This is a genomic window from Thermohalobacter berrensis (genome assembly GCF_003609645.1).
Lineage (GTDB): Bacteria > Bacillota > Clostridia > Tissierellales > Thermohalobacteraceae > Thermohalobacter > Thermohalobacter berrensis.
The window spans coordinates 1-18018 of sequence record NZ_MCIB01000001.1 but is presented as its reverse complement, the minus strand read 5'-3'; the positions used below and the strand labels follow the sequence as shown (position 1 = coordinate 18018).

The window sequence follows — 18018 nt, the reverse complement described above, 5'->3', positions numbered from 1 at the left end:
CCATATTTTATGTTTTATATAACATGTTTTAATTATATTATTTTTTACGTAAAAAAAGCCGATGGATTCTATATCCATCAGCTTTTAATAAGTTCTCTGTTTTGAATTTTTAATAAGACAAATCCAATAATAAATATTATAACAAGTTCTATAACAAAGTAGGTAATTATTCTATATGCTATACTATTAAAAAATTGAAGTGGATACATTTGAATTAAAATATCGGTCTTTGGATTTAACAGCCATAAGTCATTACTAAAAAATATTTCATGAAAGTATGTAAAGTATCTGTAAAAATCTATACTTAAAAGTATCGCCAAAACTAACATAAAACCCAAAGGAATAATTGAAGTAAATATAAGCGCTTTAGGCAGTTTTTCCCTTGTAAATAATGTTAGGTATAAAATAGATAAAATAGAAATAAATAGGGATATTCTTCTAATAAAATAACCCTTTTGGTATAGGTTTTTAACATCCTTTAAGTGTAATAATTCCCTTCTTTCAAAAACTTGCTCCCTTTTACCATTTACATTTGCATAAAGAATAATATCTTCTCTATCACCCTTTAAGTATTTTAGTAGCTGCTTTGTTACACCCATTAAAGTTTCTTTATCCATACCAGTTTCTTCAACAATATTATATTCATCATATTTTTTTGAAAAATAGTCTAAATCAAAGGAAGCTATCTCAACATTAGTAAGTAATAATAAGAGCGGTAAAAATATTATAAGTAAAACAATAAATAGAATAGTTGACCTTTTAAACATTTTGTCCCCCCATATTTACTCTTGAAATAATTTATTTTTTATTAAAATTAATAGCCCGTATATTAATATACCTAAAACAGCCAAAATAATTACATACTTATTATAAGCTTCTATTTTATATAAAATGACTTTCCAGTTTTCACCAACTAAATTCCCCAAATAAATCAATAATATGTGATGTAAAGCAGTAATAACAGCTATTGATATGTAGGCAATCCTTTTTGGAACTTGAAATATCCCAGCAGCAAGAATAGTTACAGAGTAAATTCCTGGTATAAACTTACTAGCAATTATAGCTACTGGACCATAATTATCGAATAAATTTCTTAATTTATCTACCTTTGCAGTATCAAACAAATAATTAATTATTTTTGACTTTAAAATTTTTTCCTGTTCCTTTTTACCAATATGATATAGTAATATTGATGAAAGAAATGTGGCTAAAATAGCATTTAATGATACTAAAACAATATTAATTTCAGCTATTCCTGATAAATAACCTTCTAGTATTAAAACCATATCTCCTGGATATGGAGGAAATAATACCTGTAGACTTTGTGATATAAAGAAAAAAAAGAATGATAATATTTTGTTATTTTCAACAAGACTTCTTGCAAGTTCAACAATAATTGTTTCCATGTGCATTACTCCTTTAAAAACTATATACACTTCTATTTTATATGTAATTTATAAATTTGAAAAGTTTAAAAGTAAAAAAACCCGAAAATTTCGGGTTTTACATAGCCATAGCCTTTTCTAATTTATCTAAATGTTGTATTGGAAACATCCTTAAAAGTTCTTTAAACTGCTCTACTGTAAGTCCTTGTGTAGTAGTATATATTCTTATTTTTTCTTCTAGGCTTGCATTTTTAAATCTTTCTTTAATTTCCAGAAAATTAACATTTTGCCCCATATTATCACTCCTTATTTGCAAGTTTAATTTAATATTATTATGTTTTGATATTTGATAAAATATACTATACTATTTAAAAGATAATATTTTAAAATTTTTAAAATTGAAAAGAAAGGAGAATTCTTATGAAAAAGGTAAAAGTAAATCCTTCTACTTTTGTGTATCCAGTACCTGCTGCCATGGTTTCTTGTAGAAACTCAAATGGTGAAGACAATATTATTACTATAGCTTGGATAGGTACAGTATGCTCTGATCCTCCTATGCTTTCAATATCTGTAAGACCTCAAAGGCATTCCTTCGATATGATTATGGAAACAAAAGAATTTGTCGTAAATCTAACAAATGAAAGGGTTGTATATGAAACTGACTTTTGTGGAGTACGCTCTGGTAGAAATCTAAATAAGTTTTCTGAACTTAATCTTACAAAGCTAGAGGCAGATAAAATAAATGCTCCTCTTATTAAAGAGTGTCCTGTTAATATTGAATGTAAGGTTAGAAAAGTTGAAAATTTAGGCTCACATTACATGTTTATAGCTGAGGTTATAAACGTACATATTGATGAAGAACTAATAGAAGATGATAATATTAACCTAATGAAAGCAAATCTCATTTCTTATGTAAAGGGTAACTATTGTAAAACTGGTAAAATTATGGGAACCCATGGATACTCAATTAAATCCAATGCTTAAAGCGGCCAAATGGCCGCTTTTATTATGTAACAATTTAATAAAAAACAACATAACATATATTAGACATACAAATCAAATACAATTTAAAATTAAATATTTAAACTATTTTTACAATATAAAAGGAGGTTACATTATGGATAGAAGACCTATGCCACCTATTGAAAAGGTAGAGCGAGAAGTAGCAGTTGGAGAGCCTGCTGAAGAACAAGGTTTCTTCTTCGGAGGATTTTGGTGGATATTTATCTTTTGTATCTGCTTCTTCTTCATATTTGGTGGCTTTGGATTCAAGAAATATTAAGCTTTAAAGCCCATGTATTAAACATGGGCTTTATTCTTTAATATATCATGTATTTTTTCAACTGATATGTTTTTATCTTTAACTTCAAACATTATATCTAAATCTATACCCTTAATCTTTTTCAAAAAATTCAAAAATGTTTTAGGTTCAATTGTGTCTGAATGTTTTCCTACTTTTTTCCCTTTTGCCTGCTGGGAATAGTGTATCTTTTGAAGACCATCTTTTTCTCTCCAAGTTTTTCTACATTTTAGTATTATTTCTTTAATATCAGAATTATCCCCATTTATCTCGTGATGAAGATTATCAAAAACAACTGGTATTCCTATTTTACTACTAATTAATAAGACATCATTAATAGTATAATTTTTTTCATCATTTTCAATTACTAAACGTCTTTTAATATTTGTAGACAATTTTTTATAATTATTAATAAATCTTTCTATAGCCTTATCTTTATCACCATATACTCCACCAATATGTAATATAATTTTATGCTCATAGTTATCACATATACTATCTAAAAATCTACAATGATATTCTAAATCTCTAATTGCATTTTCAACTACAGTTTTTTTGGGGAATTTAAAACTGTATATTGTCCGGGATGCATAGATACTCTCATATTCCCCTTTCTAATCAATTTCTTAATTTCTATTAAATCATCTTTAAAATCATTCCACCATTCAATTTCATTTATAGGATGTGATCCAAAGGGAATGATATCTGAAGTAATTCTATATAAGCTTATACCTTTATCAATATTATACTTCAAAACCTTTTTTAGTCCATTAAGATTTTCACTAATTAATTCCCTTAATCTATCTTCTGTTGCATTTTTTAGTAAACATCTTTTATTTGTTTTTGCATCAATAGATAAATTAATACATGCATATCCTATTCTGATTGTTATCACTCCCAAATATTTTAGATTTCTTTTTTCCAGAATTCAAGAGCCTCTTTTACCGACCTAGACATTTCTTTTGCAAAATCTGCCCCTGTTTTTCTAGCATAGAAATACTGGCCAAAATTTTTTGCATTGTATTTATTATTTTCCTTTACTTTTCTATTTTTAAACATATCTTCTAGTTCTTTATTCTTTAATCTTTTATAACTTTCATTAAAAACTATATATTTTCTATCAAATCTAGGCTTAATCCTTCTTTTTATATCTAGTGGATAATATCCCATACATAACATGGCTATTGGAAACACCTTGTCTGGTAGGTTAAACATTTCTTTATGTACTTCGTAATTTTCCATTATATCTCCTATATAGCAAGAGCCTATTCCTAGGGATTCAGCCGCTATTACTGCATTTTGTGCAGCTATAATTGCATCGCTTGATGCCAACAATAAGTCTGCTTCATCTGGGGCTCTAAATTCAATTTGATTTCTTTTGCAATATTCTTTAACATCACAATAATTATAATAATCATACCACCTTTGCATATCAGCTAAAAAAATTAAAACTAAAGGAGCCTTTGCAATAAAAGACTGATTATCACAAGTTATACTTAATTTTTCCCTTTTTTCTTCATCCTCAACAATTAAAATGGAATATAACATCATATTTCCTGCAGTAGGAGCCCTCATTGCACTTTCAATAATTATATCTAGGTGTTCTTTTGAAATAGGTTTATTTTGGTATTTTCTTAATGACATCCTATTCTTAATTATATCAATAGTACTATTCATATAAAGTTCCCCCTTTTTTAGGCTATTTATTATATTTTATCATTTTTCCTAAAAAAATAAAGCCCTTAAAGGGCTTTATTTAACATTACAAGCTTTACAATAGCCTGAAAATAATATATCTATATTCTCAACCTTAAAATCATATTTATTTTCTATTTCTTCTATTTTAGATATTATATCTAGAGAAATATTAGAATCTATATAGTTCTTTATTTTATCGCAATTTAAACAATTAAAATGAACATGGACACTTTTTTGTCCAAATAGTTTTAATTCATAAAGCTTTTTATCTTCATATATAAGTTCTTCAATTATATCACATTCTTTTAAAATCCTTACTGTTCTATATATGGTAGACAAACTAACAGAATTCCCTTGACTTTTTAACTTTTCATAGATATCTAAAGGTTCAAAGTGTTTATTTAAATTTCTTAAAAAAAACATAACAACAGTTTTTCGGGAGGAAGTTAATTTATATCCTTTTTTATGCAAAATATTTTTTATAAAATTAATCTTTTTTTCATACATTTTTCATCCTTACTTTCCGCATTCCTCACTATGTTCATGTTTGTCACATACTTCATCAGTAGATTCTAATTGTCCATTAATAAAGCTATCAATTACATCATCAACATTTCCTCTTGCACCAGTTATAACCTCTACTCCATTCTGATTAAACAACATTTGGGCTGTAGAACCCATTCCACCAGAAATTACTAAATCTACAGCCTTTTCACTTAAAAATTTAGGTAGAAAACCGGGTCTATGACCTGGGTTTTTAAGAAAAATTCTATTACTTATTTTTTTATCCTTAATATGAAATATTTCAAACCCTTCACAATGTCCAAAATGTTGAGATACTATTTTCCCATCAACAGCTACAGCAACCTTCATACTATTACCTCCTTATATTTTTAATTCTTCTTTTACATAATTCCAAGCCTTTTTAATTTCCTCAGCTGCTAGACTTTCTTCAAAAAGTATTACAGGCTTGTTTTCTTTTATTGCCTTATTAACATAATTATCAAATGGAATCTCACTTATAACTTCAATTTCATTCTCCTTACAGGATTTCTTTATCTCTTCACTTTTATTTATGTTTATATCATATTTATTTATAATTACATAAGCTTTGATATCAAAAAATTCTAGCAATGAAATAACCCTTTTCATATCATCTAAACCAGACTGAGTTGGTTCTGTTACAACTACTGCTGCATCACACCCAGTTATAGATGCCATTACTACACAACCTATCCCAGGAGAGCCATCAATAATAGTTAAATCAGCATTATGATATTTTTTTAAACTCTCTCTTATTTCTGTTACTACCTTCCCAGCACCATCAGCTCCAATATTTAGTTTTCCATAGGCAAACTTTCCACCACTAATATCACTCAATAAGATATTTCCAGTTTCATCATCCATCATCTCAATAGCATTATTAGGGCATACATTAAAACAAACTCCACACCCCTCACATTTAGCTTCTTCTATTTCGTAATTTGAGTTTATTGCTCCAAATCTGCACTTGTCTTTACAGATCCCACATTTTATACACTTAACTTTATTTATATTGGCAATTTTTCCACCAATATATTGTTCCTTTTTTATAAGCTTATTATTTAATATTAAATTCAAATTTGGGGCTTCTACATCACAATCTGCTATGTTTTTATTTTTAGCTAAATAGGCAAATGAAGATGATATTGTAGTTTTACCTGTCCCTCCTTTACCACTTATAACAACTAGAGTCTTCATTTAATCTACCTCCACTACTTCAGAAATAATCGAATCAAAAATACTAGCTATTTTTTCATCATTTATTAATAAATCTCCCTTTGAATATTTATGGGCTATTTTTCTGTCAAATGGAATTTTGGCAATTATTTTTATATTGTTTTTATTACAAAAATCTTCAATAATATTATCTTGCTGTGATTTATTAATTACTACTCCATAGGGTATATTAAATTTCTCTACAACTTTTACGGCTATTTTCAAGTCATGAAGTCCAAATTTAGTAGGTTCTGTAACTAATATTGAATAATCAGAACCCTCTATTGAATGAACAACATTACAAGAACTACCTGGTGGTGAATCTATAATATTGATATAATCTGATTTAGTTTGTTCTTGTAATTTCTCAATTATAGGAACTCCCATAGGTTCACCAATATTTAAAATTCCCCTATAGGTTATTAATTTTCCATTAAATCCCTTCTCTATTTTTCCTATAACTCTGTCTGTCTCTGTGACAGCCTTTTGTGGACATATAATACTACATAATCCACAACTATGGCACAATTTTTCAAACAAAACAACTTTACCTTTTACCACTGATATAGCATTAAAATTGCATTTTTTAGCACATAAACCACAACCATTACATAAATCTTCATCTATTTGAGGAACTTTTACAGCTACATCTTCTCTATTTTTAATTTGTGGTTTAAGAAAAATAAATCCATTAGGTTCTTCAACATCAAAATCCAAATATTGAGTTTTATAACCTTTTGTAGTTAATCTTACTGCTAGATTAGTAGATATAGTTGTTTTTCCTGTACCACCTTTGCCACTTAAAACTGAAATATTCATTATCTATCCCACCTATTTTTTAATCCACTATGTGCCTTTACTGATTTAGTTATTTTATTTAATGATTTTTCTTTAAACTTTTCTATGTTATCTTTTAGAGAATTTTCTGTTCCTTTATATATTTCTATATCTCCTTTTGATAAAAGCTTCATAGCATTTGGTCCCACATTACCAGTTATTACTACATCTACTCCCTGTTCTAAAACTGTATCTGCTGCTGTTACTCCAGCACCTTGTGGACTATCAGCTCCTTTATTATATATAGCTTTAGCTTCATTTGTTTCAGTATCTACTATTACAAAATACTGACATCTACCAAACCTTATATCTAGCTTACTTTCAATACCTTTACCAGTACTGCTTAGACATATCTTCATAGTTACACCTCCTATATTCTTTCTAATACACTTTCACCTAATGATGTAAATTCAGTTAATTGATTATTAAAATACTCTATTCTACCTTCATCACATAATTGAGTTAACTTAGGATTTATAGGTAATTGTACTAACAAGTCTAAATCCATTTCTTTTGCAACTTTTTTAGCTTTACTTTCTCCAAATAAATTTATTTTTTTATTACATTCAGGACATAATCCATAGCTCATGTTCTCAACTATTCCTAAAATAGGAATATTCATTTTCTTGCTCATATGGATAGACTTTTCAACTATTAAATTAACTAAATCCTGAGGTGATGTAACAACTACCATATAATCGACAGGAATAGATTGCATTACTGTTAAAGTTACATCTGATGTTCCAGGAGGTAGGTCTATTATTAGATAGTCTAAATCCCCCCATTCAGTATTGTCATAAAACTGTTTAACTACACCAGAAATCATAGGGCCCCTCCAGATTACAGGCTTATTCTCCTCATCAATTAATAGATTTAATGACATTACTTTTATTTTTGTAACTGTTTCAACTGGGTGTAATGTTTCTTTATCTGCTCTAGCCCTTTTTTGATTAACACCAAAAATTTTAGGGATACTAGGTCCAGTAATATCAGCATCTAAAATGCCAACCTTATAACCTTCCCTTCTAAGATTAACAGCCAAAAGGCTAGAAACAAAAGATTTACCTACACCACCTTTACCACTCATTACAGCTAAAATTTTTCCGATATTTCTTTTCATATATCTTCCTCCTTACTTTACACTATAGTTTGTAGCATATGCTAATAATATTATACATCTTTTTTGGTCAAATGCCAATTATTTTTCACAAAAAAAACATCCACTTTCGTGGATGTAGCCTTAAGACTATATTATTTGTTATACATAAGCCATTTTCCAATATCTTCAAAGCCTAATCTCTTATATATCTTTCCTGCATTTGGATTATCGTAGAATAAACATAACGTTTTTCCTTCACTTAGAAGCTCTCTACAAAGCTTGTTCATGCAAGCTGATGCATATCCCTTTTTTCTATAGTCTGGATGAGTACAAACACCTACAATCATTGCAGAACTACTATTTTCTGCTGTAGTTTGAGCTACGGAAATAATTTTTCCCTTATCTTTTATACAGTAACCCCTTTTAAAGCCTTCTTTTATTTCTTTCTTTAAATTTTCAACAGATACTTCAGTAGTAAATTCATCTATTAAATCATATAAATTTGCTATATCTTCAGCATCTTCTTCATTAATCCTTTCAACCTTTGAAAATAATTGGTTCTTATTTTCTAGTTTATCCATACTATCTAATTTGCTAAAGTAAGTTTCCCGCTTTTTTGAAAAGTTATGAAGTTTTTCAAATCTTTCTATAATTGCTTTTTCTCCTGAAAGCATTTTAAAGTCTTCCTTAATCATAATATTATAAAAACCTTCTAAGTCATAATCATCTCTAGAGTATACTACAAAGGAATCACGATATTTTAATAAGACTCCTTTAAGTTTGCCATTGTCATCAAAATCTCCCCAAACCTTTTGAAAATCTTGGTTAAAGCCATAATTTTCTACATCCCCTATTATAAACAAATTTATCTCCTTTTCTCTTTTAACATAATCCATTAATAGATTATAATCATTATCATTTAATAATCTTATCATAGCCATCCCCCTTGTATTTAAATTATTACAATGGTAAATACATTTCATATTGGGATAGTTCACTTTTTGTAAAATCGTTTTTTCTAAAGAATCCCTCTAATAAAGAATTATTTGGAAAACTGCAAAACAATTTATTTAACTTTAAATCTTTTACAGTATAAAATGAAAGATTAGTTGCTAAACCCTTATTTCTAAATTCTGGCTCTATCCAAAGAAACTTTATTTCACCAGTTTTACTAATACTAATTCCACCAATTAATTCACTTTTATCATAAATTCCATAGTGGTATTGATTATCTAGTTTTTCTATGTAATCCATAGTATTTTGCCAATTAATATGAGTATCTATCATTTTACCTTTGAGATATTTTATATCTTCTATTTCAATAGGCTTAATACTAAAGCCATCTAAGGATTTTCCTTTTATTTTATTAACATCTTTAAGAATGTAATAATGTAAATTATATACTTTTTCATACCCTAGCTTTTTATAAAAATTTATTGCCCTATCATTTCCTACAATAACTTCAAGGAATAATTGTTTGCATTTATTTTTAATAGCAGTTTCTTTATGTAAATTAAATAACTTCTGAGCTACTCCAGTTCCCCTATAGCTTGGAATAACACATAAAGCACCACATCGCATTGTTTTTAACCCATCAAATTTTTTTATTCCACCGAGGACAACTCCAATTGGTTCTTCATTATCTAGGGCTATAAAAGAGTAGTTTAAATCATTACCCTCTGGACCTAAAAATCTCTTAATAAAGCCTTCTTTAGATATATCAAATTTTACTATATAGTCAGCAAAACCCCTTTTAAATGCTTCATAAACTAAGTTAACACTAACCTCTTTACAATTTTTATAAACTACCATATCCTCCCCCCTTTTACCAAATAATTTACTTTGAAACTTAAATACATGTTATTGTAATTTTTCCATATTATACTTTAAAGTATCGAAAATTTCAATCTTTTTATAAAATTTTAATAAATCATATAATTACTAAGTATTTCCTATATAAACCATATTATTTAATCTTACAGAAGGAATTTAAAGGTTTTATAATTAACATCCCATATATTATGATGTATAATGTAAACTATACAATTAAAACCTATTTTTGTATTTACTTGTTATAGGTTTGTTGAGGAGGGAGCTTTTTGAATCAGTCAAAAAAAGAAAATAGGCTAGGTACTGAACCAATACTTCCGCTATTATTTAAACTATCTATTCCTTCTATTTTATCTATGGCTATTCAAGCTTTGTATAATGTAGTGGATAGTATATTTGTTGCAAGATTAAATCAAAACGCATTGGCAGCTTTATCTTTGGCCTTTCCAATTCAGATGGTTTTAATTGCTATTGCAGTTGGTACAGGGGTTGGTACTAGCTCACTAATATCAAGGTTACTTGGCCAAGGTAAGGATAAAAGAGCTTCAAATGTTGCAGAACATGTAATTTTAACCTCTATAGCATATGGGTTAATAATAGGTACCTTTGGAATATTATTCTCAGATCAAATAATTAGTGTTTTTACTGATAATCCTGTACTTATAGATTATGGAACCCGTTACATAAGGATTATACTTATTGGTTCAATAGCCCTTTTTATCCCTATGATATCTAACAATATTTTAAGGGGAGAAGGAAATACCATTATTCCTATGATAACAATGCTTATAGGATCTATATTAAATATTATTCTTGACCCTCTATTAATTTTTGGTATAGGTATTTTCCCTAAATTGGGAATTGAAGGAGCAGCAATTGCAACTGTTTTTTCAAGGGCTGTAAGTGGTAGCTTTATTTTGTTTATGCTATTTAAAGGAAATCATCAGATAAAACTTAATTTTCAAGTTTTTAAATTTGACTTATCTATACTAAAGGGTATATATCAAGTAGGTTTTCCTGCTATGATTATGCAGTTTTTAGCTTCTTTTATGATTGCAGGATTAAATACTATATTAAATAGTTACAGTGCAACAGCAATTGCAGTAATGGGAATTTACTTTAGACTTCAATCATTTGTTTTTATGCCAGTTTTCGGATTAAACCAAGGATTTATGCCAATAATGGGATATAATTATGGTCATAATAAACCCGAAAGAATGAAAAAAACTATGAAATATGGATTTATAATTGCCTTTACATTTACAACTTTAGGTTTTTTGATTTTCCAACTATTTGCAGAAAACCTAATTAGAATGTTTAATGATGACCCAGAACTATTAAGAATTGGAACAAGGGCATTAAAAACAATTACTTTAGCGTTTCCTATTATAGGTCCTGCTATTATTGGTTCTACTACTTTTCAATCTATTGGTAAAGGCCTTCCCAGTCTAATACTATCATTTTCTAGACAAATAATTTTACTTTTACCTTTAGCCTATATATTAGGTAAAATTGGTGGATTACATATGATATGGTATGCCTTCCCAATTTCAGAGGTAATATCGGGAATATTCCTAATAGTATGGTTAAGAAGTACACTAAAAGAAGTATTTTATAAAATGAAATTAAGAACACAAGAATAAAAAAATGGTCAGACTTGAATAATTGAATTATTCAGGCTGACCATTTTTTTATATCCATATTCATAAAAAGGAACTAAATTTGCCTAAATATTATGCTATTAATTCTACTTAAAAAAGTACACAAAAGCAGAAAATGGAGTGGAATTCCCCCTTTTGGTATACACTTTAGTATGGTTAATTTGTTGAACTTTTTATGGGCTTAGGTATTTTAGTTACTGGTTTCCAAATTAATAAAATTATAATAAGTGATACAATAAGTTCAATTCCTAAATAACTTCCATTATAAAGCGTAGAATATAGCCATGGGTTCATATCTCCTGCATATTCGTAAAAGAACACAACCCCTGATAATAAATGAGCAATAAATCTACCTAATATTGCTAACAATATTCCAATCCCTAAAGTTAAATGGTTAACTTTATTTTTCTTTTTAATATTTATAATCCCAGCTAAACCTAGTAACCCAAAAGCTATAGGATAATCAAGCAAAAATTGTACTGGATGATAAAAATATGGCTTTAAAATAAATTGTAATACTCCATAGATAGAGCCTACTAAAATTCCCTGTAGCATTCCCCATCTAGCTGCAAATATCATTATAGGTATCATACTTCCTGCAGTTACCGACCCACCAAAAGGTGCTTCATAAACCTTTATTAAACTTAATAATGTAGCTAAACCAATCATAACTCCGCCTTCTGCAATAAGCTTTGTGTTAATCATTTTATTCATAATGGACTCCTCCTTTTTATTTTTAGATACAAATAAATATCTGAGGAGCCTTTTATACAAAAAAACCATTACCTGATTAAGGCAATGGTTGTAGTCGAAAGTAGCAAGTTACTGCACTTCCCTTCGCTAGTATTACCTAGATCAGGTTATGAGGGTCGAAAATATAAAAATTTCCTCTCAGCCATAAAGGCTCCCCTAGTGCTTAAATATTTATTTGTATCTGTTATTAATTTCTAATAAATTATAACAATACAAACCAATATTGTAAAGTCTTTATAAAGTAAAAATGTATCAAAAATCACTTTTTCCATCACAAAGGGACGGTTCTGTTGTGTCATACTCTTCTTATTCTGCTAAAACTAATGCCTGTTAATCTTTCTAATTGTCTTATTGATAACCCTTTATTTCTTAATTACTTTGTCTCTTCTTTCTTTTTTCTTTTATAAAGTATTGAGTTCCATACTCGACTTTCTCATCTCTCTTTCATGTTTAATAATGTCCTTATATATCACAAAAGAACCGTCCCTATGTGTTTGTATTTAAAGTTTTACTGAACAAACAACTTAACAATATTTCCCAATATAATACCTACTACCCCAAAGTCAGCATCACTAAAAGTTGTATTTGCAAAGCCCAAATCTCCCAATACTGGCATTAATAAAACAGGTAGAAAAGTAATTAATAACCCATGGGCAAATGCTCCGAAGAAAGCTCCTTTTTTACCTCCTGTTGCGTTACCAAAGACTCCAGCTGTAGCTCCACAGAAGAAATGAGGTACAACACCAGGTAATATTATAGTAGTCTTAAGTGCTATTAGTATTAACATACCTACTATTCCGCCTATGAAACTTGATAAAAATCCAATTAACACAGCATTAGGTGCATATGGGAATACAACTGGACAATCCAATGCAGGCTTTGCATTTGGAACAAGTTTTTGAGATATACCTTTAAATGCAGGTACTATTTCAGCTAAAATTAAACGAACTCCAGATAATATAACATATACTCCACCTGCAAAAGTAATAGCCTGTATTATAGCAAATAAAATATAATTTTGTCCTTCACTTAGTCCATGTACATATTCGGGGCCTGCTGCGATTGCTACTATTACATAAAATATGGCCATAGTCAATGCTACTGCTACAGAACTATCACGTAAAAATCCTAAGCTCTTAGGAAAATTCATCTCTTCAGTTGATTTAGAATCTTTTCCTACTAGATTTCCTACCCATGCAGATAATACGTATCCAACTGTACCAAAATGAGCAAATGCTACATCATCTGTACCTGTTATCTTTCTCATGGTAGGTTGAGCTATTGCAGGGAAGAATGCCATAATAAATCCTAATACTATAGAACCTACAAGAACAAGTGAAAAACCACTTAATCCACCTACCATAAGAATAACAGCTATCATAGCAGCCATATAAAGGGTATGATGACCAGTAAGAAAAATATACTTCATCCTAGTGAATCTAGCAAATAAGATGTTTACTAACATACCAAAGGCCATAATAAGAGCTGTACTAGTACCATACTCTTCTAAAGCTAAAGCTACTACAGCTTCGTTATGAGGTACAACCCCCTGCATATTAAATGCTTCCTGAAACATGCTTCCAAAATGTCCTAACGCAGAAACTGCTATTCCTGCTCCACCACCAAGAACTAAGAATCCTAATATTGTTTTAATAGTTCCTTTAAAAACATCTGAAGAAGGTTTCTTTTGAAGTAATAAGCCAACTAACGAAATAATACCAACTAGTATAGCTGGAACACTTAGTATATCAAGAATAATTTTAAACATAAATTTCAAAGCCCCCTTTTTTGTCTATACAAAAAGCTCATAACTAATTATCATAAAGTACTAATACATTATAAAATTTCTTTTTCTTTCAGCTTTGCTACAAGCTTCTCTCTTAATTCGTTCATGTCTATCATACTATTTAAAGATACAGTATCTCCTAAAGCTTCTAAGTTACTAGCTATGTCTCTTGTTCCTACATAGATATCAGCATTAGAGCCTGAAGCACTAGATAAATCTGAATGTCCTACTTCAACATTGTCAACGTTTAATTCTTTTAATATTTTTTTTATATTCATTTCTATCATAAAACTACTTCCTAATCCTGAACCACAACAAACAAGTATTTTAAACACTTTTATCACCTCCTTATAAGATACATTTATTAGTAGTATTAATTACTTGAATATTTATTTATTACTGATAGTACAGCTTCTTTATTAGTAGCATTAATAACTTGATTTAAGTCATCAGTATTCATGAGCAATTCCATAAGCTGAGATAATGCTTTTAAGTGACTTTCATTATCCACTGCAGCAAATGTTACTATCATATTAACAGGGTCATTCGTTTTATGTCCAAACTTTACAGGATTGCTTAAAGTAACTAAACTCATACTTAATCTATTTACACCATCTTCTGGTCTAGCATGTGCTAAAACTATACCAGGAGCAACCACCATATAAGGCCCTACTTCTTTAAAGTTATTAAAAATTGCACTAACATAATTATCAGTTATACATCCTTTCTTTAATAACAGATTAGTTCCTTTCTTGATAGCTTCTTTCCAATCTCTAGCTTTAACATTTAAATCTATTACTTCTCTTGTTAAAAGGTCATTTAACATATATGTCCCCCTCTCATTAAAAAAGCGTTTTCTATTTTCCTTTAGTTCATACATTAATTCATATTCTAATAATCCTCTATCTTTTATATCACAGTATTTTTCTATTGTTTTCATCAACTTATCAACTAAAATATAATCACTATTTAACTTAGCTTCATATTTTGTTTGTAAAAATTTTTTTAGTTTTTCGTAATCTTTTTTTAAAAATAGAGGACTAATTTTTACATAATCATTTTCACTATATTCAGAAATATCAACTGTACTTATTATTAAATCATAGTCTTCATTGTCCACCTTTCTAATCTCTCTACTAGATATAGTATCAACTATATCTACATTGAACTCTTTCATAAGCTGAGATGCCACCATCTTAGCTGTTCCAATCCCTGTACCACAAACTACAATAACTTTGACATTTTTATTTTTATTATCAACTGTATTTTGAAGAGCTGCTCCAAAGTGTAAAGCTATATATGATAATTCATGTTCATTAATATTCGTACCTAAATAATCTTCTAAATGTCTTGCTACAGATTTTGTATTTAAAAACAATTCCTTATAGTTTGTAATAATCTTATTGTGTAATGGATTTTTTTGATGTAGTCCAAACTTAACCCTATATATCATTGGTCGAAGATGTACAACTAAATCATCAACAATTTTATTTCGATCTTTAAAAGATACGTTATAAATGAATTCTATCTCTTCAATCATTTTTTCAACTATACTACTCAGCTCATTTTCTTCCACTTCGCTATTTTTTAAAGATTTAGCTCCCAATAAATGTAAAGCTATATAATCGAGTTCTACTTTGGGAACCTTTATATTAAATTTATCTTCAATTCTACTTATTATTTCTTTTGATACCTGATACTCTTTAGATTCTTTTATTCCTTCAATATTAATATCAGGTATATATATCTTTTTATTTAATTGTAATCTTTTTATCATTATGGCTATATGACTAATTATATTTCCATATCCATCATCACTAAATTTTTTATTTAATTCATTCTCAGCATAATTTATTAAGCTATTTAAAAAATCTATATCAATTTCTGAAAATAATAATTCAAATTGAATATTATTAATCTTAGACATAGCAATTTTTCTATTAATATATCCATATATTTCTTCCAAAGAAATATTTTCAGAAGTGCATTCAATGATTGCTTTTCTTTTATCTAATTCACTACCTTCAATTAACAAACCTATCCTTGGTTTTCTTATTAGGTTAAGATTTCTTTTTTTAAGCCACTTTTCAATATCATCTAATTCTTTCAATACTGTATTTCTAGATATAAACAACTTTTTTTCAAAATATCCTACTTTCAAAGGTTCATTAGCTTGTAACAACTCTAATATCATGATTGTAATTCTTTCACTTTTTGAATACACGTATTTATATGGTGTTTCTGTGTTTATAAAGTTGTTTATAAAATTTTCCAAACCTTTTTGCTTTTTTAATTTAACTCCTCTGATATGATGTCTATCAAGATATTCAAATCCATTCTTCACTAAAAACTTTTCTATTTTATCTAAATCATATCTAATAGTTCTAGGTGTAACCTTATATAAAACTGCTAATTCTTTAGTTCTTATATAGTCATAACTTTTTCTTAAACGTTGAAGAATATCTATGCATCTTTTATTTAGTTGCATACCATCATTCCCTGTATTTTAAGTTTTATTACAATTTCACTTTAATTAACGGAAATTGTGAACTATTATATTTTTATAAAAATATAATTCTTTACTCATGTTTAACTAAGTGTCCTATAGTATAAGCTTTATTTTCGTTGTAAAACGATTTCCTAATTTAATTTTATATCCATTCTACATAAAATACAATATACTTCGATAACTTAATCCTTCCTATTATTCCGGAAATTTTAAACTTTATTGCAGAAGTTGTGTAGCTTTCAACATTATTACACAATGTCATTCCCCTTAATATTCTGAATGTTTCCACTTTTGTTTTCGATAAATATTGCTAAAAATATTTTAATATTTACTAGAAAAGGTCAAGATTGAAACATCCTTTAGTTTCAATCTTGACCTTCATAAACATAAACAAAGGGACGGTTCTGTTGTGTCATACTCTTCTTATTATGCTAAAACTAATACCTGTTAATCTTTCTAATTGCCTTATTGATAACCCTTTATTTCTTAATTCCCTAATTACTTTATCTCTTCTCTCTTTTTGAAATTTCTGAATTTGTGTTGTGTTTTTAACTTTCGCTACTTTCATTATTATTTTTGCTGCTTCTTTATCATTTATCCTAACTAGTTTTTTATATTCGAGACATTTATCATCGTTTTCTTGAATGTTAAATTCTTTAAACAACACTAGTGCTCTTTTTTTATCATTTGCGAAAAATTTCAATGGATACTCTGTATCACAAATACCGTTCTTTCCTAAGTACTCATTGTAACTACTCCATCTATATTTATCTATATCATCCTCTATGCCTGCTTTAATTGGATTTTGATGTATGTACCTTAATACTGTTAAAAAATATTTATCATTCTCTACTACCTCACTTTTATACCTATCTTGAAATAAATGTCCACTTCTACTATATTTCCTATTATACCAATATACATAGCTTACTCCTATTCTTCGAAAAGTTATTCCTAAATCTTCTTTTCCTTCTTTTATCAATAGGTGTATATGGTTGCTCATAAAACAAAAAGCATATATTTTATAACCACATACTTCTTTATACTTTTTTAATGTTTTGATTAATTTTTCATAATCTTCATTATCATGAAATATTGTTTGTCCATTTATTCCTCTAAGCATCACATGATATATTCCTGTTATACTTTTTTCTCTTCTTTTCCTTGGCATAAAACCTCGACTCCACCTCTCTTACATGTTTATAAAGTTCTCCTATCACTGTTCTGGAAACAAGTATGCCAATTAGGCCTACATAGCACAAAAGAACCCTCCCTGTGTGTTTCTATAATTATCTATTTGCTTATAAAAGTATAAATTTCTATAATAAAAAATACCCAAATATTGACAGACAAAACATACATTTAACTACAATCTAACATTACCTAATAAAACATTAAGCTC

Annotated in this window: 20 protein-coding genes, 1 pseudogene and 1 riboswitch; of the genes and pseudogenes, 3 read left to right on the top strand and 18 right to left on the bottom strand. The window is 28.3% G+C overall.

Annotation, left to right across the window (positions count from 1 at the left end; genetic code table 11):
* Positions 1–77: 77 nt before the first annotated feature.
* The 3 genes from BET03_RS00100 to BET03_RS13510 all read right to left on the bottom strand — a co-directional run bounded on the left by BET03_RS00100 (position 78) and on the right by BET03_RS13510 (position 1680).
* Positions 78–767 carry a TIGR01906 family membrane protein gene (locus BET03_RS00100; protein WP_120165982.1) on the bottom strand — a complete coding sequence of 230 codons (690 nt, stop codon included), beginning with the start codon at positions 765–767 and terminating at the stop codon, positions 78–80.
* A 15-nt stretch (positions 768–782) separates the two neighbouring features.
* Positions 783–1406, bottom strand: coding sequence for a DedA family protein (locus BET03_RS00095; RefSeq protein WP_183108646.1), 624 nt, complete (start codon positions 1404–1406; stop codon positions 783–785).
* A 97-nt stretch (positions 1407–1503) separates the two neighbouring features.
* On the bottom strand, positions 1504–1680 hold the full coding sequence (locus BET03_RS13510; protein WP_183108645.1) for a hypothetical protein: 177 nt from the start codon (positions 1678–1680) through the stop codon (positions 1504–1506).
* A 125-nt stretch (positions 1681–1805) separates the two neighbouring features.
* Here BET03_RS13510 and BET03_RS00090 point away from each other — a divergent pair, with 125 nt between their 5' ends.
* Positions 1806–2369 (top strand): flavin reductase family protein, encoded by a 564-nt coding sequence (locus tag BET03_RS00090; RefSeq protein ID WP_120165977.1) that lies wholly within the window; start codon positions 1806–1808, stop codon positions 2367–2369.
* A gap of 133 nt (positions 2370–2502) precedes the next feature.
* Positions 2503–2667 carry a hypothetical protein gene (locus tag BET03_RS13505; RefSeq protein ID WP_183108644.1) on the top strand — a complete coding sequence of 55 codons (165 nt, stop codon included), beginning with the start codon at positions 2503–2505 and terminating at the stop codon, positions 2665–2667.
* Between the two features lie 17 nt (positions 2668–2684).
* On the opposite strand, the pseudogene uvsE reads toward BET03_RS13505, so the two are convergent.
* The 10 genes and pseudogenes from uvsE to BET03_RS00035 all read right to left on the bottom strand — a co-directional run bounded on the left by uvsE (position 2685) and on the right by BET03_RS00035 (position 9889).
* A pseudogene (gene uvsE / locus BET03_RS00085) lies at positions 2685–3580 on the bottom strand (UV DNA damage repair endonuclease UvsE).
* Between the two features lie 11 nt (positions 3581–3591).
* Complete coding sequence (locus BET03_RS00075; RefSeq protein WP_120165971.1) at positions 3592–4362, bottom strand: nitroreductase family protein; 771 nt, start codon at positions 4360–4362, stop codon at positions 3592–3594.
* Positions 4363–4437: 75 nt separating this feature from the next.
* Positions 4438–4890, bottom strand: a complete 453-nt coding sequence (locus BET03_RS00070; RefSeq protein WP_120165969.1) for a Fur family transcriptional regulator — start codon at positions 4888–4890, stop codon at positions 4438–4440.
* Between the two features lie 9 nt (positions 4891–4899).
* Positions 4900–5256 carry a NifB/NifX family molybdenum-iron cluster-binding protein gene (locus BET03_RS00065; protein ID WP_120165967.1) on the bottom strand — a complete coding sequence of 119 codons (357 nt, stop codon included), beginning with the start codon at positions 5254–5256 and terminating at the stop codon, positions 4900–4902.
* 12 nt (positions 5257–5268) lie between these two features.
* A complete protein-coding gene (locus BET03_RS00060) occupies positions 5269–6123 on the bottom strand; it encodes an ATP-binding protein (protein WP_120165965.1) in 855 nt (284 codons plus the stop codon).
* A complete protein-coding gene (locus tag BET03_RS00055) occupies positions 6124–6960 on the bottom strand; it encodes an ATP-binding protein (protein WP_120165963.1) in 837 nt (278 codons plus the stop codon). It lies immediately after the preceding gene.
* Positions 6960–7337: a NifB/NifX family molybdenum-iron cluster-binding protein gene (locus tag BET03_RS00050; protein WP_120165961.1), complete on the bottom strand. Its 378-nt coding sequence runs from the start codon at positions 7335–7337 to the stop codon at positions 6960–6962. Before BET03_RS00050 ends, BET03_RS00055 begins: the two co-directional genes overlap by 1 nt.
* Positions 7338–7348: 11 nt before the next feature.
* Positions 7349–8098: an Mrp/NBP35 family ATP-binding protein gene (locus BET03_RS00045; protein ID WP_120165959.1), complete on the bottom strand. Its 750-nt coding sequence runs from the start codon at positions 8096–8098 to the stop codon at positions 7349–7351.
* 131 nt (positions 8099–8229) lie between these two features.
* On the bottom strand, positions 8230–9012 hold the full coding sequence (locus tag BET03_RS00040) for a GNAT family N-acetyltransferase (protein WP_183108642.1): 783 nt from the start codon (positions 9010–9012) through the stop codon (positions 8230–8232).
* A gap of 25 nt (positions 9013–9037) precedes the next feature.
* Positions 9038–9889, bottom strand: a complete 852-nt coding sequence (locus BET03_RS00035) for a GNAT family N-acetyltransferase (protein ID WP_120165953.1) — start codon at positions 9887–9889, stop codon at positions 9038–9040.
* A gap of 287 nt (positions 9890–10176) precedes the next feature.
* On the opposite strand from BET03_RS00035, the gene BET03_RS00030 reads away from it, so the two are divergent.
* Positions 10177–11550 carry an MATE family efflux transporter gene (locus BET03_RS00030; protein WP_120165951.1) on the top strand — a complete coding sequence of 458 codons (1374 nt, stop codon included), beginning with the start codon at positions 10177–10179 and terminating at the stop codon, positions 11548–11550.
* A 174-nt stretch (positions 11551–11724) separates the two neighbouring features.
* On the opposite strand, the gene thiT is transcribed toward BET03_RS00030, so the two are convergent.
* The 5 genes from thiT to BET03_RS00005 all read right to left on the bottom strand — a co-directional run bounded on the left by thiT (position 11725) and on the right by BET03_RS00005 (position 17787).
* Complete coding sequence (gene thiT / locus BET03_RS00025) at positions 11725–12282, bottom strand: energy-coupled thiamine transporter ThiT (protein WP_120165949.1); 558 nt, start codon at positions 12280–12282, stop codon at positions 11725–11727.
* Between the two features lie 101 nt (positions 12283–12383).
* Positions 12384–12489: riboswitch (TPP riboswitch) on the bottom strand.
* Positions 12490–12829: 340 nt separating this feature from the next.
* Positions 12830–14089 carry a PTS ascorbate transporter subunit IIC gene (locus BET03_RS00020; protein ID WP_120165947.1) on the bottom strand — a complete coding sequence of 420 codons (1260 nt, stop codon included), beginning with the start codon at positions 14087–14089 and terminating at the stop codon, positions 12830–12832.
* Positions 14090–14157: 68 nt separating this feature from the next.
* Positions 14158–14442: a PTS sugar transporter subunit IIB gene (locus BET03_RS00015; RefSeq protein ID WP_120165945.1), complete on the bottom strand. Its 285-nt coding sequence runs from the start codon at positions 14440–14442 to the stop codon at positions 14158–14160.
* A 38-nt stretch (positions 14443–14480) separates the two neighbouring features.
* Positions 14481–16595: a BglG family transcription antiterminator gene (locus BET03_RS00010; RefSeq protein WP_120165943.1), complete on the bottom strand. Its 2115-nt coding sequence runs from the start codon at positions 16593–16595 to the stop codon at positions 14481–14483.
* Positions 16596–17028: 433 nt separating this feature from the next.
* A complete protein-coding gene (locus BET03_RS00005; protein ID WP_120165941.1) occupies positions 17029–17787 on the bottom strand; it encodes a transposase in 759 nt (252 codons plus the stop codon).
* Positions 17788–18018 lie beyond the last annotated feature (231 nt).